Below are 19,039 nucleotides of genomic sequence, written 5' to 3' on the forward strand. Positions count from 1 at the left end.
CCGGAATTCAATTTTTGTTCACGGTATGCAGGGCCGCGCATCGTCGCTCCGCACACCGCTTGTGAAAGGTAAATAGCATGTCCATCGAAAAAGCAGCCAAGGCTGCCATTATCTCCGAAAACGCCCGTGGCACGAACGACACCGGTTCTCCTGAAGTCCAGGTTGCGCTGCTGACCGCACGCATCAACGACCTGAACGGCCACTTCAAGGAACACACCAAGGATCACCACTCCCGCCGCGGCCTGATCAAGATGGTTAACCGTCGCAAGAGCCTGCTGTCCTACCTGAAGGGCAAGGACGCCGACCGTTACCGCGCACTGATCGAAAAACTCGGTCTGCGTAAGTAATTTGACTCCGCGTTTCCATCCGGTTTCCGGGTCATAGCAAAAATGCCTGCGTCACTTGTTGACGCGGGCATTTTGTTTTTTGCGATTCCGCAGTTGTAGCGATTCTGTAAGTTGCCGGTGTTGCCGGCAACTGTGGTGAGGTGAACGACAGCGCCTGAAAATCTGTCGGCAAAAGGATGCCGCGCACCGTGGACACAGTCGGGGCGGGCTCCATAAAAGAAAGGAAATACCGTGTTTAATAAAGTGACCAAGACCTTCCAGTACGGCCAGCATCAAGTCACGCTGGAAACCGGCGAAATCGCTCGCCAGGCCTCCGGCGCCGTGCTGGTGTCGGTGGAAGACACCGTCATCCTGGCGACCGTCGTGGCGAAGAAGGATGCCAAGCCCGGCCAGGACTTCTTCCCGCTGACCGTCGACTACATCGAAAAGACCTACGCGGCCGGCCGTATCCCCGGCGGTTTCTTCAAGCGCGAAGGCAAGCCTTCGGAAAAGGAAACCCTGACCTCGCGCCTGATCGACCGTCCGATCCGCCCGCTGTTCCCGGAAGGCTACCTCAACGAAGTGCAGGTGATCGTGCACGTGCTGTCGGTCAACCCTGAAATCGACCCGGACATCCCCGCGATGATCGGCGCCTCGGCTGCGCTGTCGATCGCCGGCATCCCGTTCGCAGGCCCGGTGGGCGCTGCGCGCGTGGCTTACATCGACGGCCAGTACGTCCTGAACCCGACCCAGACCCAGCTGAAGTCCTCGCAGCTGGACCTGGTGGTGGCCGGTACCGAAGCCGCCGTGCTGATGGTGGAATCCGAAGCCGAGCAACTGTCCGAAGAAGTGATGCTGGGCGCGGTCGTGTTCGGCCACGAGCAGTCCAAGGCCGTCATCAACGCCATCCATGAACTGGTGCGCGACGGCGGCAAGCCGGAAGTGCAATGGACCGCCCCGGCCAAGAACGAAGCGCTGATCTCGCGCGTGTCGCAACTGGCCGAAGGCCCGCTGCGCGAAGCCTACCAGACCAAGGACAAGCAAGCCCGCACCGAGAAGCTCAAGACCGTCTCGGCGCAAGTCAACGAAGCGCTGGTGGCCGAAGCCGCATCGAACGGCACCGTTGCCGCCGACGCCGCTGAAGTCGGTTCGATCCTGTTCGACCTGGAAGCCAAGATCGTGCGTTCGCAGATCCTGGAAGGCGAGCCGCGCATCGACGGCCGCGACACCCGCACCGTGCGTCCGATCTCGATCCGTACCGGCGTGCTGCCGCGTACCCACGGCTCGGCCCTGTTCACCCGCGGCGAAACCCAGGCGCTGGTCGTGGCCACGCTGGGCACCGCGCGCGACGAGCAGAAGATCGACGGCCTGCTGGGCGAGTACACCGACCGCTTCATGCTCCACTACAACATGCCCCCGTTCGCCACCGGCGAAACCGGCCGCGTCGGCACCCCGAAGCGCCGCGAAATCGGCCACGGCCGCCTGGCCAAGCGCGCGCTGATCGCCGCGCTGCCGGCTGCAGACGAGTTCAGCTACTCGGTGCGCCTGGTCTCCGAAATCACCGAATCCAACGGCTCCTCGTCGATGGCGTCGGTGTGCGGCGGCTGCCTGGCGCTGATGGATGCCGGCGTGCCGATGAAGGCGCACGTGGCCGGTATCGCCATGGGCCTGATCAAGGAAGGCAACAAGTTCGCCGTCCTGACCGACATCCTGGGCGATGAAGACCACCTGGGCGACATGGACTTCAAGGTGGCCGGTACTGCCGAAGGCATCACCGCGCTGCAGATGGACATCAAGATTCAGGGCATCACCAAGGAAATCATGCAGGTCGCGCTGGAGCAGGCCAAGGAAGGCCGCCAGCACATCCTGGCCAAGATGCAGGAAGCCGTTCCCGCGGGCCGTGGCGAGCTGTCCGACTTCGCGCCGCGCCTGATCACCATCAAGATCAACCCCGAGAAGATCCGTGACGTGATCGGCAAGGGCGGCGCCGTGATCCGCGCGCTGACCGAAGAGACCGGCACCCAGATCGACATCAGCGACGAAGGCGTGGTCACCATCGCTTCCGTCGACGCATCGGCCGGCCAGGAAGCCAAGCGCCGCATCGAAGAGCTGACCGCTTCGGTCGAAGTGGGCAAGGTCTACGAAGGCACCGTGCTGAAGCTGCTGGACTTCGGCGCCATCGTCCAGGTCCTGCCGGGCAAGGACGGCCTGCTGCACATCAGCCAGATCGCCAACGAGCGCGTCAACGCCGTGGCCGACTACCTGAAGGAAGGCCAGCAAGTGCGCGTCAAGGTCCTGGAGACCGATGACCGCGGACGCCTGAAGCTGTCGATGAAGGCTGCGCAAGCGGAAGAGGCGCCGGAAGCGGCCGCTTCGAACGAAGCCCAGTAATACCGGTTTGCGATGTGCCCGGCTTCGATGCCGGACGCTTGCGATACCAGAAAATCCCCCGTGGCCGAAAGGCTGCGGGGGATTTTTCTTTGGGCCCATAAAAATCGCGGGATGCTTCCGGGCCGGATTTGTGCGATTCTGTCGGTTGGCATCGCGGGCGATCTGATTGCCGGGCGATGCCGGCTCATCCGAATAGAGAGTAGGAGACATCACCGCCGTTGAGTATTCAGCGGATCGGTATAAAACTATTTACTTTTGAAAGGAAGGCAATGTCCCACGTCGTCATCATCGGCTGCGGTTTCGGCGGACTGGCCGCCGCCCGTGAACTGGCGGGCGCTGACGTTCGCATCACCATGATCGATCGCAGCAACCACCACCTGTTCCAGCCGCTGCTGTACCAGGTCGCCACCGCCGGCTTGTCCGCTCCCGCCATCAGCGCGCCGATCCGCAACATCCTGGCGGGCCAGCGCAATGTCACCACGCTGATGGCCGATGTGATTTCCATTGATGTGAATGGCAAGTCGGTCTTGCTGGAAGACGGCACGCGCATCGGCTACGACTACCTGATCGTGGCGGCCGGCTCCACCCACAGCTATTTCGGCCGCGACGACTGGGCTGGCCTGGCACCCGGCTTGAAAACGCTGGAAGACGCTTTCGACATCCGTCGCCGCATCCTGATGGCGTTCGAATACGCCGAGCGCGAGAGCGATGCGCGCCGCCGCCAGGAATGGCTGACCTTCACCGTCATCGGCGGCGGCGCCACCGGCGTCGAGATGGCCGGTACCCTGGTCGAGATCGCGCGCCATACGCTGCGCGGCGAGTTCCGCAACATCGATCCGCATTCGGCGCGGGTGGTACTGATCGAAGGTTCGGACCGCATCCTCGGCGCCTATCCGCCCGACCTCTCGGAGAAAGCGCGCGAGCAACTGCAAAAGCTGGGCGTGGATGTGCGCACCGGCAGCCGTGTGATACACATTGATGAGCAGTGCGTGCGCTATGCCAATTTCGATGGCGAGCAGACGCTGGCCTCGCGCACCGTGATCTGGTCGGCCGGCGTGGCGGCTTCGCCGCTGGGCAAATCGCTGGGTGTCGAACTGGACCGCGCCGGCCGCGTGCCGGTGTCGCCCGAACTGAACATTGCCGGGCATGACGACGTTTATGTGATCGGCGACCTGGCAGCGGCCCAGTCGGACGGCAAGCCGGTGCCGGGAGTGTCGCCGGCGGCCAAGCAGATGGGGCGGGTGGCGGCGCGCAACATCAAGAACCGCATCGCCAACCGGCCGCTGGAAAGTTTCAGGTACCGGGACTACGGCTCATTGGCCACTATCGGCCGCAAGGCGGCCATCGCCATGGTGGGCAAGTTCAAGTTCTCGGGGTTTCCGGCGTGGCTGTTCTGGCTGTTCGTGCACGTGTATTTCCTGATTGGCTTCCGTAACCGCATCATGGTGATGAGTGACTGGGCTTGGGCTTACCTGACCTTCAAGCGCAGCGCGCGGGTGATTTCCAGCACCATGCACGGGCAACCGGAGACGTCGGACAAGAAGACGCCGCTCGGATAGGCGCCTGTCCGGCGTCCGTCGGTAAAGGCAAAGGCCCTCGTGCTGCATATGCAAACACGAGGGCCTTTGCCTTTCGCTTCCGTTTCATTTTTCTATCCAGCCCAAGAGGGAGTGCATTACGCGTACAACCTTACTTTCCAATCGGAGGCGGCGTGCTTGCCAGCGTTCTTGGCGTAGGTGTCCTGTATCAACGAGGCCTTGGTGCGCATGTTGGACTTGACCCGCAGCACATGATCGGACAAGCCCTGCAAATGCAGGGACGGACGCGCGATCAAGTAGCCTTGCACGCCGGCCGCGCCTGCGCCTAGCGCCGCTTCCAGCTTGGCGGCGGTATCGATGCCTTCCATCACCACGCTCGCGCCGCGATCCTTGCACGCGCTCGCCATGTCGCGCAGCAGTTGCAGCGGCAGTTCGCCGTCGGCGGACTCTTCCAGCACGGACTTGTCGAACTTGACGATGTCGGCGTGCACCTTGTCCAGGATAGCCAGCGAACCGGGCTCCTTGCCGATATCGTCCAGTGCAATGCGAACGCCCAGCAATTGCAGGTGCTGGATGAGCGCCAGCGCGCTTTCTTCTTTGGGAAAGGTGCTGGTTTCCGTGATTTCGATCACCAGCCGCTGCGTCAGATCGGGACGATCCTCGAGATGCGCCATCAGTTCGCTCCACCAGCCGGTGATTACAAAGGAGCGGGCCGAGACATTGCAACCCAGGCTCAGCGTTTCGCTGTCAGCCAGCGCGCCCAGGGTGGTCCACAGCATGCTGCGGTCGAGGCGGTCCACCAGGTCCAGGCGTTCCAGCGCCTGGATCGCATCCGGCACGCTGTAGTCGCCATGCGCGGCTTCAGGGCCCAGGCGTCGCAGCAGGCATTCGTGGTACATCGACGAGCCGGCGTCGGCGGATCCGTCCGTGGCGACCGGCTGGAAGGCCACCGCCAGCTTGTTCAGGCGGAGATCGGCCAGCAGGCGGTTGGCTAAAAGTACGTCTTCCCGGAAGCCCTGGCCGGAAACGCCGGTCATGGTTTGCTGGAGGATATCGCCGACATTTTTTTCGCTGTTGTTCCACATGATTGCTGGCTCCTGTTCTTGTTTCACTTATTGCCGTGAAGCGGGTTGGCTACACAGCAAATTCAGTATAGGAATTCAGGCGGATTTACCGTATCTGACAAGAACGAAGTGTTTTGCAAATCCTGTGGGACTAGTACTAAATCGCTTTTTGAAGGAAGCGTTGGCGAGCGAATATCCGTGTAAAACGGGCGCGCATTGGGGATTCGAAGGGGGAGAGGGGGAGGAAGCAGCAGCCCAGACGCAATGATCCTGGGCCGCTGCTTCAGGCGCGGCAGGAGGGGCCGCGCACGGCTTCAGCCTTCCAGCGCCAGCAGGGCGAAGCTTGCCAGCCAGTGGCCGCCGCTGTAGTGGCTGCCGACCACGTGGTCGAGCGAAGCGGCGATATGGCGCTCGGCCGCGGCGCCGATGGCCGCGCGCGCCGGATGGTCGGCGTGCAGGTTGCGCAGGATGTGTTTCAGGCACCAGGCGCGCGACAGGTTCAGGCCGTCCAGGTGGGCGATCTTGGGATCGGTGCGGTCGGACACGTGGGCCGGCTGCATGATCTGCGTGATGTCGGCGATGCGCGGCAGGTATTGGTCGAACCAGGCCTGGAAGCTGGCCGGCAGCACCTTGGTCATCAGCAGCGCTTCGGTCAGCGCGCCCGAGATGTATTCGTCGCCGCCCGGCTCGTAGTGCGCGGGGTAGTCGGTGTCGTTGCCGTAGTAACGTTTGGCGGCGTCGACGATGGCGGTTTCGAGTTCGCCGTCCTGGACATGGCGTGCCTGATCCAGCGACAAGGCCAGCGCGAATGCCGTGTTGTAGTGGGTGCCGACGCGGATCGGGTAGGTCAGCTTGGACAGGTAGTCGAGCAGGCGGCGGCGGATTTCGGCGGTCAGCGGCTGCATCGCTGCGCGCCATGCGGCCGCGTGCGGCAGGGACGACTGCGCCAGTTCCTGGTCCAGCGCCAGGATCCAGCCGAAGCCATAGGGGCGCTCGAAGGAGGCGCGGCCGCCGATGCGGAAATACTCGGTCTCGCGCTCCATCAGTTCGGGTGTGAAATGCTCGTCGAAGATGGCGGTGATGTCGGCTATGGCCGGCAGTTCCGGATAGAGGCGCGCGCAGCGCAGCAGCAGCCAGTAGCCGTGCACCGCCGAATGCCAGTCGTAGCAGCCGTAGAACACCGGATGCATGGCGCGCGGAGACAGCACGTCGTGGTCGCCGTTGAGCACGTGCATGATGTGGTTGGGATATTCCTGGCGCAGGTAGGCCAGCGGCATGCGGGCGAAGGCTTCGGCCTGTTGGATGTTCAGTTGCATGAGGGGACTCCTTGAAACGGCCGTGACCGCTGCTGAGCGATCACGGCGAGGACGCTGCCGGAATGTCCGGGATCAGCGGAAAGCGAGGAAGTACATCAGGAACACGTTGACGGTCAGCAGCGTGAGCGCGGTCGGGATCTGCACCTTGATCACCTGGTACTTGTTCTTCAGTTCAAGCAGCGCGGCCGGCACGATGTTGTAGTTGGCCGCCATCGGCGTCATCAGCGTGCCGCAGTAGCCCGAGTACATGCCGATGGCCACCAGCGGCGCCGGGTCGGCGTGGTGCCCCAGGATCAGGAAAGGCAGGGCGATGCCCGCGCTCATCACCGGAAAGGCGGCGAAGGCGTTGCCCATCACCATGGTGAACAGCGCCATGCCGACGCAGTAGATCACCACCACCAGGAAGCGGTTGTCCGGGTTGACGAACAGGCTCACCACCTGCTGCACCGAGTTGCCGGTCTTGGCGGCGACGAACACGCCGCCCAGCATGGCCAGCATCAGCGGCAGGATCGCGGCCCAGCCGATCGAGTCCACCAGGCGGCGCGACTGGCGCACCGCTTGCAGCGGCGTACCGCGGGTCAGCGCCCAGCCGGCTGTCAGCGCGCAGACACAGGCCACGCACAGCGCCGCCAGCGTCAGTTGCTTCTGGTCGAGCAGGAACATGCCGCCTACCGAGACGCCCTTGAGCAGCACGGTGCAGGCCACCGTCACCACCGGGATCAGCACGGCCGGGAAGAACAGCCAGTTGCCCAGGCGTTTGGAAGAGGCCACGCGCTCCTCATGGCTGGACGTGGCGTAGCTGCCCATGGAGAGCATGCCGGTGCCGGCGATGAGCGAGATGATGATGACGGTGGCGCCGATGATGCGGTGGGCCATCGACTTGCCCAGGCCTTCGACCAGCAGGTCGCCGAACAGGAACACGGCGCCGAACAGGAACCAGAACAGGGCGGTGGTGAGGCGCTTGGGGTTGCCCTTGTCGCGCAGGGTCATGCCGACCAGCAGCATGACGATGATGCCGATCAGGTAGTAGATGCGGTTGATGGTGATGAGCGTCGTCATGCCGGCACCTTCGATGTGTTGGATTGGGTGGCTTTCCATGCGTCGACGTCGCGGCGGATAGAGGCGTCGAGGCGGGTCAGGCGGAACATGTGGATCACCAGCGCGGACAGCGCGGTGGGGATCGCCCACAGGCCGATGTGCAGCGGTTCGATGTTGGTGATGCCGTTTTCCTTGAGGAAGGCGTCCATCAGCAGCACCGCGCCGAAGGCGATGAAGATGTCCTCGCCGAAGAACACGGCGATGTTGTCGCAGGCCGCCGAATGCGCCTTGATCTTGTCGCGGATGTGCTGCGGCAGGTCATCGCCGTAGGCGTTCACCGCCGCGCCTTCAGCCATCGGCGCCAGCAGCGGGCGCACGGTCTGCGCCTGGCCGCCGAGGTAGATCAGGCCCAGCGCCGCGGTGCCTTCGCGCACCACGAAGTACAGCATCAGGATGCGCGCCGAGGTGGCACTGGCGATGCCGGAGATCCACGCTTGCGCACGCTCCTTGAGTCCGTAATGTTCCAGCAGGCCGATGATCGGCAGGATCAGCAGGAAGGTCGCCAGCGAGCGGCTGTTGACGAATTTCTCGCCGAAGGTCTCCAGCAGCATGCCGAAGTCCATGCCTACGGCGAGGCCGGTGGAAAGGCCGGCGACGGTCACCACCAGCAGCGGGTTGAAACGTAACGCAAAGCCGGCCACGACGATCGGTATCCCGATCAGCGGCAGCAGAGTCGTGCTATCCATGAAAAGTCTCCCTTAAATAAGAAGGATGAAAATGCGGCGGTTGCAAGGCGCGTGCCATGCCACCGTTTGATGCCGTGCGAGCACGGCATGCGGCCTCTTTTTGGGCTTCATTGTGATTACTGCTTACTGCGGAAACTGCGAGTTGCGACGGTTGGCAACGGTAATGAAAACAATCGGTCCGGGGGCGTGCTTACGCGACGGCGCGCACCGCGATGCGCGCATCGTGCAGGCGCGCACGGATCTGGCGCGCGAAGTCCAGCGCATGCGGCCCATCTCCGTGCAGGCAGACGGTCTGGGCGTTGACGCTGACGATGCTGCCGTCGATCGCCTTGACCTGCTTGTCCATCACCAGCGACAGGGTCTGCGCGATCGCCTCTTCATCGCTTTCGATCATCGCGCCCGGCTTGCTGCGGGCCACCAGGCTGCCGTCGGCTTCATAGGCGCGGTCGGCGAATACCTCTTCCACCGCATTGAGGTCGGCGTGGCGCGCGGCGGCGATCAGTTCGCTGCCGGCCAGGCCCACCAGGCTGAGTTCGGGATTGAAGGTGCGCACGGCGGCGCAGATGGCGTTGGCCAGCACGGCATCCTTGGCCGCCTGGTTGTACAGCGCGCCATGCGGCTTGACGTGCGTCATGCGGCCGCCTTCGGCGCGCACGATGGCGTCCAGCGCGCCGAGCTGGTACAGCATGCCGGCGAAGATTTCCTCGGGCGGCAATTGCATGGCGCTGCGGCCGAAATTCTCGCGGTCGGGGAAGCTGGGGTGGGCGCCGATGGCGACATGGTTCTGGATCGCCCAGCGCACGCTGCGGCGCATGGTGGCGGCATCGCCCGCATGCCAGCCGCAGGCGATGTTGGCGGAGCTGACCAGGGTCAGCAATTGTTCGTCGGTGTCGCAGCCTTCACCCAGGTCTGCGTTGAGGTCGATATGCATGGCGTGTCCTTTGTATGCGCTTATTTTCGGTAAAGCGTGGCGCGCGACCAGTCCAGTGCGGCGACCGTGGCGCGGATGGAGTCCAGATAGCGTTGCTGTTCTTCCCAGGCCGCCAGCGCATCGGGCAGGGTACAGGGTTCCAGGCGCAGCGTGGCGTTGAGCGGCGCCTGCGCCAGCTTCCACAGGTCGGCGCCGATCACCACGCCGATCTTGGGATAGCCGCCGGTGGTCTGGGCGTCGCCCAGCAGGATGATCGGCTGGCCCGAGGGCGGCACCTGGATCGTGCCCGGCACCACGCCGTGGGAGAGCATGTCGCGGCCGTGCTTGCGCTTGAGTTCGGCGCCTTCCAGCCGGTAGCCCATGCGGTTGCTGTTGGGCGTGACGCGCCATGCGTGTTCCCACAGCGCCTGGCGCGCGGCATTGGTGAACTGTTCGAATTCGGGGCCGGGCAAGACGCGCAGCGTGACGTGGCTGCTGCTGTCGCCGGCGTGCATGCCCAGGCCGCTCCAGCGCGGCGAACGCACGCCGAAGGCGGGGCCGCCGACGCTTGCCGCGGCTTGTTGCGCATCGCCCAGCGGCAGGCGGTCGCCACGGCGCAAGGCGCGTCCCTGGTGGCCGCCGAAGTGCGCTTTCAGGTCGGTGCTGCGCGAGCCGAGCACCGGCGGCACGTCGATGCCGCCGGCCACCGCCAGGTAGGTGCGCATGCTTTGGCGCGGCGCCTGGCCGGGTGCTTCTGGCGCGCCGATGCCGAGCTTGAGGATCTGGCCGGCGCGTACCGGCAGGCTCCAGCAGGCGGCCACCGGCTTGCCGTCGAGCGTGGCGCCGATGTCGTCGCCGCCCAGCGCGATGCGGGTATCCGTTTTGAACCTGATTTCGCAGGCGCCCATGGTGATTTCGATGCCGGCGGCGCCGACCGGATTGCCGACCAGCAGGTTGGCCGTCGACAGCGCCAGCGGATTGAGCGCGCCGCCCGGATGGATGCCGAGCCGGCGATAGCCGGGCCGGCCCAGGTCTTGTACCGAGGCCAGCATGCCGGGTTGGAGGATGTCGATCATGAGACCACCCGTTCCACGGTGAAGCGCACGCGGTCTCCGGGACGCAGCAGCGTCGGCGGGTTGTGCGCGGGATCGAACAGGGGCAGGGAAGTGCGGCCCAGCAATTGCCAGCCGCCGGGCGATGCCAGCGGATAGATGCCGGTCTGCTCGCCGCCGATGCCGACCGAGCCGGCCGGGATCGAGACCCGCGGTTCGGCGTGGCGCGGCGTGGCCAGCTCCGGCGCCAGGCCGCCCATATAGGCGAAGCCGGGCATGAAGCCGATGAAGTACACCACGTATTGGCCGCCGCTGTGGCGCTTGACCACTTCTTCGGGGGAGAGGCCGGTATGGCGCGCCACCGCTTCCAGGTCGGGGCCGTCGGCGCCGCCGTACACCACCGGGATCTCGACCGTGCGGCCTTCGGTGCCGCTGGCCTGCAATTGCGGCCAGAGTTTGCCGATGCGCAGGCTCAGCGCGTCGAAGTCGGCGACCGGGCTCTTGAGGATCAGCGTCAGGTTGTTCATGCCCGGGACCACTTCCGCGACTTCGTCCCAGGCATCGGCCAGTTCCGCCAGGGCCCAGATGCGCTGCTGTTGCGTAAGGGTGGCCGGCGCCGGCAGGCTGCATAGCAGCGCGCTGTCGCCCAGCGGATGAATCTGAGGTCCTTGCATGTGTCTCTTGCCTCGTTGGTTTTTGTATCCAGGAGATACGAATACGATACTGCGCTACATTTCCCGGGATATTACAGTTCAAGCAAAATATAAACAATATGTAGATAAATTATTTGTTTCTCCTTGCGATATAGTGCTGTCATTACGACGTTCTTTGCCGGATAACACTTATGGAAAACGAGACCCACACACCGGACCAGCTTGCCTCCGGACAAGCTGCCCATCATCACCAGCCCACCAAGATCGTGTCTTCCCAGCACCTGGTATCGGAGCGCAGCGCCGAGCTTTCCGAGCTGGAATACGCGCTGATCATGTCCGGCAACGCCTTCAACCGCTGGATGGTGCGTTGCATGGCGGCCGCCGGGGCCAAGGACATGACGGCCATCGAAGTCTCGCTGCTGCACCACGTCAACCACCGCGAGCGCAAGAAAAAGCTGGCCGACATCTGTTTTGTGCTTAACGTCGAAGATACCCATGTGGTCACCTATGCGTTGAAGAAGCTGGTCAAGGCCGGTTACGTCAAGAGCGAGAAGGCGGGCAAGGAGCTGTTGTTTTCAGCGACCCAGGCCGGGCAGGACTTGTGCATGAAATACCGTGAGGTGCGCGAGCGCTGTCTCATCGAGATCCAGGCTGAGAGCGGGATTCCCAACCAGGCCATCGGCGAGGCGGCGCAGCTGTTGCGCAATGCCTCCGGGTTGTACGACACGGCGGCGCGCGCCGCCGCTTCGTTATAACCACTACCACTATAGAAAAGGATAGGACATGCGGGCGATTGAAATTAAGGAATATGGCGGCCCCGAGGTCTTGCAGCTGTGCGAGCGACCGATGCCGCAGCTCAAGCAGGGCGAGGTGCTGATCAAGGTGCATGCGGCCGGGGTGAACCGGCCCGATGTGTTCCAGCGCATGGGCAACTATCCGGTGCCGCCGGGCGCTTCGGACTTGCCGGGGCTGGAGGTGGCGGGAGAGATCGTCGACGGCGACCTCGCCGGCAGCGGCTTCAGCAAGGGCGACCTGGTGTGCGCACTGGTGCAGGGCGGCGGCTATGCCGAGTATTGCGCCGCGCCGCTGGCGCAGTGCCTGCCGGTGCCCAAGGGCTTGAGCGCGCTGGAAGCGGCGGCGCTGCCGGAAAATTATTTCACCGTCTGGAGCAACGTATTCGATCGTGGCGCCCTGGCTGAAGGTGAGACCTTGCTGGTGCAGGGCGGCTCTTCCGGGATCGGCGTGACTGCGATCCAGATTGCCAGGGCGCTCGGGCATCGCGTGTTCGCGACCGCCGGCAGCGCCGAGAAGTGCGCGGCATGCGAGGCATTGGGCGCCGAGCGGGCGATCAATTACAAGACCGAGGATTTCGAGGCGGTAGCCAAGGAACTCACCGGCGGCAAGGGCGTCGACGTCATCCTCGACATGGTCGGGGGCGATTACCTGCCGCGCGAAATCAAGGCGCTGGCCGACGACGGCCGCCTGGTCTTCATCGCCCAGCTGGGCGGCAGCAAGGGGCAGCTGGACATGGGGCAGGTGATGCGGCGGCGCCTGACCATCACGGGATCGACGCTGCGCCCGCGCCCGGTGAGCTTCAAGGCGGCGATCGCCGCCAGCCTGCGCGCGCGCGTCTGGCCGCTGATCGAGGCCGGCAAGATCAAGCCGGTCATCCACCACACCTTCCCGCTGGAGCAGGCCGCGCAGGCGCACGCCATGATGGAAAGCAGCGCGCACATCGGCAAGATCATGCTGCAGCTGTAATCCGCGCCGATGTGCTGTGCCAGGGATGGCGCGGTTTGACCGCCTTTGCGCCAACCGGCTACAATACGAGGTTATCCAAATTGAAGACCGATCTCGTCAGAACACTATGCGGCGCAAACTTGTAGCAGGTAACTGGAAAATGAACGGCAGCCTGGCTGCCAACGCGGCCCTGGTTGCCGGCATCAAGGAAGGCCTGTCCGCGCAGGCGTGCGACGTCGCCGTTTGCGTCCCCGCGCCGTACCTGGCGCAGGTGCAGGCGGCGGTTGCCGGTTCCGGCATCGCCCTGGGCGCGCAAGACGTTTCCGCGCATGCGGCGGGCGCCTATACCGGCGAGGTGTCGGCGGACATGCTGGGCGAGTTCGGCTGCCGCTACGCCATCGTCGGCCACTCCGAGCGCCGCGCCTATCATGGCGAGTCCGATGCCGCCGTGGCGGCCAAGACGGTCGCCGCGCTCAAGGCCGGGCTGGTGCCGGTGGTGTGCGTCGGCGAAACGCTGGAGCAGCGCGAGGCGGGCAAGACCAATGATGTGGTGGGCGGCCAGTTGGACGTGGTGCTGGCGGCATTGGATGCGGCCGACGTCGCGCGCATCGTGGTGGCTTACGAACCGGTGTGGGCGATCGGCACCGGCAAGACGGCGACGCCGGAAATGGCGCAGGAAGTGCACGCCATGCTGCGCGCGCGCCTGGCGGCCAAGAGTGCCGAGGCTGCGGCCAAGGTGCGCATCCTGTACGGCGGCAGCATGAAGCCGGACAATGCGGTGCAATTGCTGGCGATGGCCGACATCGACGGCGGCCTGATCGGCGGCGCGGCATTGAAGGCGGCGGATTTTCTGGCAATCGTTCAGGCTGCTGCCTGAGCTGTAAAGGGTTTGTCAGCCGGAGGCGAGATACTTCCGGCGGGCGGTTGAAATATCAAGAGTGAGAGTGGATAGTCTGAAATGAATACTTTGTCTTTGGTTGTGGTTGTGGTTCAAGTGCTGGCGGCGCTGGCGATCATCGGTCTGGTGCTGCTGCAGCACGGCAAGGGCGCCGACATGGGCGCGGCGTTCGGTTCCGGCGCTTCCGGTAGCTTGTTCGGCGCAACCGGTTCGTCGAACTTCCTGTCGAAGTCGACCGCCGTGGCTGCCGCGATCTTCTTCGTGGCGACGCTGGGCCTGGCGTTCATCGGCAACCACCACGTGTCGCAGAGCGGCGGCGTGATGGACAACCTGCCGGCGCCTGCGGCGTCGCAAGCTGCTCCTGCGGTGCCCGCCGCTCCGGCGGATGCGGCCAAGCCTGCTGACCAGTCGAGCCAGATTCCGAAATAAGCTTTTGCGGATTCTGAAACAATGACCGAATAAGCATAGAAGAATCGCTGTTTTTGGTCGATTGTGCATTGAACAAGAGTAACAAAAGCAGGTACAATAGCAGTCTCAGGCCGACGTGGTGAAATTGGTAGACACGCTATCTTGAGGGGGTAGTGGCGAAAGCTGTACGAGTTCGAGTCTCGTCGTCGGCACCATAGAAATGAATCAAAAGCCAGCGAGGGTCCACGGCCTGAGCTGGCTTTTTGTCGAGGAAGTTTCTGATTGATATTGAGAATCATTCCCATCGATTAAAACCAACGTAAACGGCCAATCGTGAACCTCGAAAATTACTTCCCAGTCCTCCTGTTTATTCTCATTGGCATCGGCGTCGGTGTCGCACCCCAGCTCCTGGGGCGTCTGCTTGGCCCTCACAAGCCGGACGTGCAAAAAACATCTCCTTACGAGTGCGGTTTCGAAGCGTTTGAAGACGCGCGAATGAAATTCGACGTACGCTATTACCTGATCGCCATCCTGTTCATCCTGTTCGATCTGGAAACCGCGTTCTTCTTCCCCTGGGGCGTGTCGGTGCGTGAGCTGGGCTGGGCTGGTTTCATCACGATGATGGTCTTCATCGCTGAATTTGTTGTCGGGTTTTGGTACATCTGGAAAAAGGGTGCCCTGGATTGGGAGTAAGCCATGTCTATTGAAGGCGTATTGAATGAGGGGTTTGTTACCACCTCGCTGGATAAGGTAATCAACTGGACCCGTACCGGTTCCCTGTGGCCCATGACCTTTGGTCTGGCCTGCTGCGCGGTTGAAATGATGCACGTCGGCGCTTCGCGTTACGACCTCGACCGCTTCGGCGCCGTGTTCCGCCCGTCGCCGCGCCAGTCCGACCTGATGATCGTGGCCGGCACGCTGTGCAACAAGATGGCGCCGGCGCTGCGCAAGGTCTACGACCAGATGCCCGAGCCGCGCTGGGTCATTTCGATGGGCTCGTGCGCCAACGGCGGCGGCTACTATCACTATTCCTACTCGGTGGTGCGCGGCTGCGACCGCATCGTCCCGGTCGACGTCTATGTGCCGGGCTGTCCGCCGACGGCTGAAGCGCTGCTGTACGGCGTGATCCAGCTGCAGAACAAGATCAAGCGCACCAACACCATTGCGCGCTAAGAGGGCAGCATGACGACAAAATTGGAAACTCTCGAAGCAGCCCTGCGTAACGCGCTTGGAGGGTATCTTCAGAACCTGACGGTGGCGCTCGGTGAAATCACCGTGGTGGTCAAGGCCGCCGACTACCTCTCCGCCATGCGCGTCCTGCGCGACCATGCGGATACCCGTTTCGAACAACTGATCGACCTGTGCGGCGTCGACTATTCGACCTATGGCGACGGCGCCTGGGACGGCCCGCGCTTCGCCGCGGTGTCGCACCTGATGTCGATTTCGCACAACTGGCGCGTGCGCGTGCGCGTGTTCGCGCCGGACGACGACCTGCCCATTGTGGCCTCGGTCTCCAGCATCTGGAACGCGGCCGGCTGGTACGAGCGCGAAGCGTTCGACTTCTACGGCATCCTGTTCGAAGGCCACGACGACCTGCGCCGCATCCTGACCGACTACGGCTTCATCGGCCACCCGTTCCGCAAGGACTTCCCGGTGTCGGGCTATGTCGAAATGCGCTATGACGCCGAGCAAAAGCGCGTGATCTATCAACCCGTGACGATTGAGCCGCGCGAGATCACCCCGCGCGTCATCCGTGAAGAAAACTACGGGATCAAATAATGGCTGAGATTAAAAACTACACGCTGAACTTCGGTCCGCAGCACCCGGCAGCGCACGGCGTGCTGCGCCTGGTGCTGGAGCTGGACGGTGAAGTCATCCAGCGCGCCGACCCGCACATCGGCCTGCTGCACCGCGCCACCGAGAAGCTGGCCGAGCAGAAGACCTACCTGCAGTCCGTGCCCTACATGGATCGCCTGGACTACGTCTCGATGATGTGCAACGAGCACGGCTACGTGATGGCCATCGAGCGCCTGCTGGGCATCGAAGTGCCGTTGCGCGCGCAGTACATCCGCGTGATGTTCGACGAAATCACCCGCCTGCTGAACCACCTGATGTGGATCGGCGCGCACGCGCTGGACGTGGGCGCGATGGGCGTGCTGCTGTACGCCTTCCGCGAGCGCGAAGACCTGATGGACTGCTACGAGGCTGTCTCCGGCGCCCGTATGCACGCGGCCTACTACCGTCCGGGCGGCGTCTACCGCGACCTGCCGGACGCTATGCCGCAGTACAAGGCATCGATCGTCCGCAATGAGCGCGCCATCCGCGCCCTGAACGAAAACCGCCAGGGCTCGCTGCTGGACTTCATCGAAGACTTCACCAACCGTTTCCCGACTTACGTCGACGAATATGAAACCCTGCTGACCGACAACCGCATCTGGAAACAGCGCCTGGTCGGCGTCGGCGTGGTGTCGCCGGAACGCGCTTTGCAGATGGGCTTCTCCGGCCCCATGCTGCGCGGCTCGGGCATCGAATGGGACCTGCGCAAGAAGCAGCCGTACGAAGTGTACGACCTGTTGGACTTCGACATCCCGGTCGGCAAGAACGGCGACTGCTACGACCGCTACCTGGTGCGCGTGGCCGAAATGCGCCAGTCCAACCGCATCATCAAGCAGTGCGTGGAATGGCTGCGCAACAACCCGGGTCCGGTGATCACCGACAACCACAAGGTTGCGCCGCCGAAGCGGACGGACATGAAGTCCAACATGGAAGACCTGATCCACCACTTCAAGCTGTTTACCGAAGGCTTCCGCGTGCCGGCGGGCGAGGCGTATGCCGCCGTCGAGCATCCGAAGGGCGAGTTCGGCATCTACCTGGTGTCGGACGGCGCCAACAAGCCTTACCGCCTGAAGATCCGCGCACCGGGCTTCGCCCACCTGCAGGCCCTGAACGAAATGGCCAAGGGCCACATGATCGCCGATGCCGTCACCATCATCGGCACGCAGGACATCGTGTTCGGTGAAATCGACCGCTGATGTCGAAAGAGTAAAAAAGTAAGTAATAGGCGGGCTTCTGCTAAAAGCTGAGGCCCGTCCGGTTTGGGGAATATCCAATAAAACCGCGCGTAAGTCCGCGCATGGATGGCCAACGCTATGCTGTTAAGTCAAGAAGCTCTCAAGAAAATCGATCGCGAACTCGCGAAATATCCGGCTGACCAGCGCCAGTCCGCGGTCATGTCCGCGCTGCGCATCGCCCAGGTGGAACACGGCTGGCTGCCCGCCGAGCTGCAGCAGGAAATCGCCGATTACATCGGCATGCCTGCGGTCGCGGTGCAGGAAGTCGCCACCTTCTACAACATGTTCAACACCAGCCCGGTGGGCAAGCACAAGATCACCGTGTGCACCAACCTGCCGTGCCTGCTGTCGGGCGGCGAGCGCGCCGCGCACCACCTGAAGCACAAGCTGGGCGTGGGCTACAAGGAAACGACGGCGGACGGCCAGTTCACCGTGATGGAAGGCGAGTGCATGGGCGCCTGTGGCGACGCGCCGGTCATGCTGGTCGATAACCACCGCATGTGCAGCTGGATGTCGAACGAAAAGATCGACGCGCTGCTGGAGGAACTGAAGAAATGACTTGCCTGCACGACCGCCACATCAAACCGCTGATCCTCGCCGGCCTGAACGGCGAGAACTGGCATCTCGAAGACTACGTCAAGCGCGGCGGCTACGAGTCGTTGAAGCGCATCCTCACCGAAAAGATCGCCCCTGAGCAGGTCATCGCCGACCTCAAGGCGTCCGGCCTGCGCGGCCGCGGCGGCGCGGGTTTCCCGACCGGCCTGAAGTGGAGCTTCATGCCGCGCCAGTTCCCGGGCCAGAAATACCTCGTCTGCAACACCGACGAAGGCGAACCGGGCACCTTCAAGGACCGCGACATCATCCGCTACAACCCGCACGCGCTGATCGAAGGCATGATCATCGGCGGCTACGCGATGGGCATCACCGTCGGCTACAACTACATCCACGGCGAGATCTTCTCCGCCTACGAGCGTTTTGAAGAGGCGCTGGAAGAGGCGCGCGCCGCCGGCTTCCTGGGCGACAACATCCTGGGTTCGGGCGTCAACTTCCAGTTGCACGCGCACCACGGCTACGGCGCCTACATCTGCGGCGAGGAAACCGCGCTCTTGGAATCGCTGGAAGGCAAGAAGGGCCAGCCGCGCTTCAAGCCGCCGTTCCCGGCCAGCTTCGGCCTGTACGGCAAGCCGACCACCATTAACAACACCGAAACGTTCGCGGCCGTGCCGTTCATTTTCCAGGTCGGCCCGCAGGCCTACGCCGAGATGGGCAAGCCGAACAACGGCGGCACCAAGATCTTCTCGATCTCGGGCGACGTCGAGCGTCCGGGCAACTACGAAATCCCGCTGGGCACGCCGTTCTCGACCCTGCTGGAACTGGCCGGCGGCATGCGCGGCGGCAAGAAGATCAAGGCGGTCATCCCCGGCGGCTCGTCCGCTCCGGTGATCCGCGGCGACGTCATGATGGACACCACGATGGACTACGACGCCATCGCCAAGGCCGGCTCGATGCTGGGTTCGGGCGCGGTCATCGTGATGGACGAGACGCGCTGCATGGTCAAGTCGCTGCTGCGCCTGTCCTATTTCTACTACGAAGAATCCTGCGGCCAGTGCACGCCGTGCCGCGAAGGCACCGGCTGGATGTACCGCATGGTCGAGCGTATCGAAAACGGCCACGGCAAGCTGGAAGACCTGGACGTGCTGAACTCGGTGGCCGACAACATCCAGGGCCGCACGATCTGCGCGCTGGGCGATGCGGCGGCGATGCCGGTGCGCGCCTTCGTGAAGAATTTCCGCGAAGAGTTCGAATACCACATCGAGCACAAACACTGCCTGGTTCCGGCATACATCTGAAGAACAGGGCAGGGGATGCCCGGCAGCGTAACAAGCCG

Annotated in this window: 20 protein-coding genes and 1 tRNA gene; 14 read left to right on the forward strand and 7 right to left on the reverse strand. The window is 63.5% G+C overall.

What is annotated here, in order from left to right; translation table 11 throughout:
- The first annotated feature begins 77 nt into the window (after nt 1-77).
- From rpsO to J7548_RS00105, 3 genes are all read left to right on the forward strand, one after another.
- Complete coding sequence (gene rpsO / locus J7548_RS00095) at nt 78-347, forward strand: 30S ribosomal protein S15 (RefSeq protein WP_290968609.1); 270 nt, start codon at nt 78-80, stop codon at nt 345-347.
- A 231-nt stretch (nt 348-578) separates the two neighbouring features.
- Nucleotides 579-2,717, forward strand: a complete 2,139-nt coding sequence (gene pnp, locus J7548_RS00100; protein ID WP_290968612.1) for a polyribonucleotide nucleotidyltransferase — start codon at nt 579-581, stop codon at nt 2,715-2,717.
- A 269-nt stretch (nt 2,718-2,986) separates the two neighbouring features.
- Entirely contained in the window at nt 2,987-4,276 is a 1,290-nt protein-coding gene (locus J7548_RS00105; protein WP_290968614.1) for an NAD(P)/FAD-dependent oxidoreductase, read from the forward strand.
- Between the two features lie 116 nt (nt 4,277-4,392).
- Here J7548_RS00105 and J7548_RS00110 read toward each other — a convergent pair whose 3' ends face one another.
- The 7 genes from J7548_RS00110 to pxpB all read right to left on the reverse strand — a co-directional run bounded on the left by J7548_RS00110 (nt 4,393) and on the right by pxpB (nt 11,055).
- Complete coding sequence (locus J7548_RS00110) at nt 4,393-5,340, reverse strand: EAL domain-containing protein (protein WP_290968616.1); 948 nt, start codon at nt 5,338-5,340, stop codon at nt 4,393-4,395.
- 293 nt (nt 5,341-5,633) lie between these two features.
- Complete coding sequence (locus J7548_RS00115; RefSeq protein ID WP_290968619.1) at nt 5,634-6,635, reverse strand: DUF2891 domain-containing protein; 1,002 nt, start codon at nt 6,633-6,635, stop codon at nt 5,634-5,636.
- Between the two features lie 72 nt (nt 6,636-6,707).
- Nucleotides 6,708-7,694 (reverse strand): DUF979 domain-containing protein, encoded by a 987-nt coding sequence (locus J7548_RS00120; protein ID WP_290968621.1) that lies wholly within the window; start codon nt 7,692-7,694, stop codon nt 6,708-6,710.
- Entirely contained in the window at nt 7,691-8,419 is a 729-nt protein-coding gene (locus tag J7548_RS00125) for a DUF969 domain-containing protein (RefSeq protein WP_290968624.1), read from the reverse strand. The genes J7548_RS00120 and J7548_RS00125 overlap by 4 nt, the downstream gene beginning before the upstream one ends.
- A gap of 190 nt (nt 8,420-8,609) precedes the next feature.
- On the reverse strand, nt 8,610-9,350 hold the full coding sequence (pxpA, locus tag J7548_RS00130; RefSeq protein WP_290968626.1) for a 5-oxoprolinase subunit PxpA: 741 nt from the start codon (nt 9,348-9,350) through the stop codon (nt 8,610-8,612).
- Nucleotides 9,351-9,370: 20 nt separating this feature from the next.
- Nucleotides 9,371-10,405 carry a biotin-dependent carboxyltransferase family protein gene (locus J7548_RS00135; RefSeq protein WP_290968629.1) on the reverse strand — a complete coding sequence of 345 codons (1,035 nt, stop codon included), beginning with the start codon at nt 10,403-10,405 and terminating at the stop codon, nt 9,371-9,373.
- Complete coding sequence (pxpB, locus tag J7548_RS00140) at nt 10,402-11,055, reverse strand: 5-oxoprolinase subunit PxpB (RefSeq protein ID WP_290968632.1); 654 nt, start codon at nt 11,053-11,055, stop codon at nt 10,402-10,404. The genes J7548_RS00135 and pxpB overlap by 4 nt, the downstream gene beginning before the upstream one ends.
- A gap of 170 nt (nt 11,056-11,225) precedes the next feature.
- Between pxpB and J7548_RS00145 the strand changes: the two genes are divergently transcribed.
- The 11 genes from J7548_RS00145 to nuoF all read left to right on the forward strand — a co-directional run bounded on the left by J7548_RS00145 (nt 11,226) and on the right by nuoF (nt 19,001).
- Entirely contained in the window at nt 11,226-11,789 is a 564-nt protein-coding gene (locus J7548_RS00145; protein ID WP_290968635.1) for a winged helix DNA-binding protein, read from the forward strand.
- Between the two features lie 28 nt (nt 11,790-11,817).
- Nucleotides 11,818-12,795 carry an NAD(P)H-quinone oxidoreductase gene (locus J7548_RS00150; protein WP_290968638.1) on the forward strand — a complete coding sequence of 326 codons (978 nt, stop codon included), beginning with the start codon at nt 11,818-11,820 and terminating at the stop codon, nt 12,793-12,795.
- Between the two features lie 106 nt (nt 12,796-12,901).
- Nucleotides 12,902-13,651: a triose-phosphate isomerase gene (gene tpiA, locus J7548_RS00155; RefSeq protein WP_290968641.1), complete on the forward strand. Its 750-nt coding sequence runs from the start codon at nt 12,902-12,904 to the stop codon at nt 13,649-13,651.
- Between the two features lie 81 nt (nt 13,652-13,732).
- Nucleotides 13,733-14,101 carry a preprotein translocase subunit SecG gene (gene secG / locus J7548_RS00160; protein WP_290968644.1) on the forward strand — a complete coding sequence of 123 codons (369 nt, stop codon included), beginning with the start codon at nt 13,733-13,735 and terminating at the stop codon, nt 14,099-14,101.
- A 109-nt stretch (nt 14,102-14,210) separates the two neighbouring features.
- A tRNA-Leu gene (locus J7548_RS00165) sits at nt 14,211-14,295 on the forward strand.
- Nucleotides 14,296-14,413: 118 nt separating this feature from the next.
- Complete coding sequence (locus J7548_RS00170; RefSeq protein WP_290968647.1) at nt 14,414-14,773, forward strand: NADH-quinone oxidoreductase subunit A; 360 nt, start codon at nt 14,414-14,416, stop codon at nt 14,771-14,773.
- 3 nt (nt 14,774-14,776) lie between these two features.
- Nucleotides 14,777-15,253 carry an NADH-quinone oxidoreductase subunit B gene (locus J7548_RS00175; RefSeq protein ID WP_006712940.1) on the forward strand — a complete coding sequence of 159 codons (477 nt, stop codon included), beginning with the start codon at nt 14,777-14,779 and terminating at the stop codon, nt 15,251-15,253.
- A 9-nt stretch (nt 15,254-15,262) separates the two neighbouring features.
- Complete coding sequence (locus J7548_RS00180) at nt 15,263-15,859, forward strand: NADH-quinone oxidoreductase subunit C (protein WP_290968688.1); 597 nt, start codon at nt 15,263-15,265, stop codon at nt 15,857-15,859.
- Nucleotides 15,859-17,112, forward strand: a complete 1,254-nt coding sequence (locus tag J7548_RS00185; protein ID WP_290968691.1) for an NADH-quinone oxidoreductase subunit D — start codon at nt 15,859-15,861, stop codon at nt 17,110-17,112. Before J7548_RS00180 ends, J7548_RS00185 begins: the two co-directional genes overlap by 1 nt.
- Nucleotides 17,113-17,217: 105 nt before the next feature.
- Nucleotides 17,218-17,709, forward strand: a complete 492-nt coding sequence (gene nuoE / locus J7548_RS00190; RefSeq protein WP_290968694.1) for an NADH-quinone oxidoreductase subunit NuoE — start codon at nt 17,218-17,220, stop codon at nt 17,707-17,709.
- A complete protein-coding gene (gene nuoF / locus J7548_RS00195) occupies nt 17,706-19,001 on the forward strand; it encodes an NADH-quinone oxidoreductase subunit NuoF (RefSeq protein WP_290968697.1) in 1,296 nt (431 codons plus the stop codon). Before nuoE ends, nuoF begins: the two co-directional genes overlap by 4 nt.
- Nucleotides 19,002-19,039 lie beyond the last annotated feature (38 nt).

Origin of the sequence: Herbaspirillum sp. (assembly GCF_017744395.1) — a bacterium.
Taxonomy (GTDB): Bacteria; Pseudomonadota; Gammaproteobacteria; order Burkholderiales; family Burkholderiaceae_D; genus Herbaspirillum.

Excerpts from the sequence above, each read along its gene's own strand:
- secG (WP_290968644.1), top strand. The coding sequence starts at position 13,733 with ATGAATACTTTGTCTTTGGTTGTGGTTGTGGTTCAAGTGCTGGCGGCG.
- J7548_RS00185 (WP_290968691.1), top strand. The coding sequence starts at position 15,859 with ATGGCTGAGATTAAAAACTACACGCTGAACTTCGGTCCGCAGCACCCG.
- pxpB (WP_290968632.1), bottom strand. The coding sequence starts at position 11,055 with ATGCAAGGACCTCAGATTCATCCGCTGGGCGACAGCGCGCTGCTATGC.
- J7548_RS00110 (WP_290968616.1), bottom strand. The coding sequence starts at position 5,340 with ATGTGGAACAACAGCGAAAAAAATGTCGGCGATATCCTCCAGCAAACC.
- J7548_RS00175 (WP_006712940.1), top strand. The coding sequence starts at position 14,777 with ATGTCTATTGAAGGCGTATTGAATGAGGGGTTTGTTACCACCTCGCTG.
- J7548_RS00120 (WP_290968621.1), bottom strand. The coding sequence starts at position 7,694 with ATGACGACGCTCATCACCATCAACCGCATCTACTACCTGATCGGCATC.
- nuoF (WP_290968697.1), top strand. The coding sequence starts at position 17,706 with ATGACTTGCCTGCACGACCGCCACATCAAACCGCTGATCCTCGCCGGC.
- J7548_RS00135 (WP_290968629.1), bottom strand. The coding sequence starts at position 10,405 with ATGATCGACATCCTCCAACCCGGCATGCTGGCCTCGGTACAAGACCTG.
- pxpA (WP_290968626.1), bottom strand. The coding sequence starts at position 9,350 with ATGCATATCGACCTCAACGCAGACCTGGGTGAAGGCTGCGACACCGAC.
- J7548_RS00145 (WP_290968635.1), top strand. The coding sequence starts at position 11,226 with ATGGAAAACGAGACCCACACACCGGACCAGCTTGCCTCCGGACAAGCT.
- J7548_RS00150 (WP_290968638.1), top strand. The coding sequence starts at position 11,818 with ATGCGGGCGATTGAAATTAAGGAATATGGCGGCCCCGAGGTCTTGCAG.
- J7548_RS00115 (WP_290968619.1), bottom strand. The coding sequence starts at position 6,635 with ATGCAACTGAACATCCAACAGGCCGAAGCCTTCGCCCGCATGCCGCTG.
- tpiA (WP_290968641.1), top strand. The coding sequence starts at position 12,902 with ATGCGGCGCAAACTTGTAGCAGGTAACTGGAAAATGAACGGCAGCCTG.
- J7548_RS00180 (WP_290968688.1), top strand. The coding sequence starts at position 15,263 with ATGACGACAAAATTGGAAACTCTCGAAGCAGCCCTGCGTAACGCGCTT.
- rpsO (WP_290968609.1), top strand. The coding sequence starts at position 78 with ATGTCCATCGAAAAAGCAGCCAAGGCTGCCATTATCTCCGAAAACGCC.
- J7548_RS00105 (WP_290968614.1), top strand. The coding sequence starts at position 2,987 with ATGTCCCACGTCGTCATCATCGGCTGCGGTTTCGGCGGACTGGCCGCC.
- J7548_RS00125 (WP_290968624.1), bottom strand. The coding sequence starts at position 8,419 with ATGGATAGCACGACTCTGCTGCCGCTGATCGGGATACCGATCGTCGTG.
- nuoE (WP_290968694.1), top strand. The coding sequence starts at position 17,218 with ATGGCCAACGCTATGCTGTTAAGTCAAGAAGCTCTCAAGAAAATCGAT.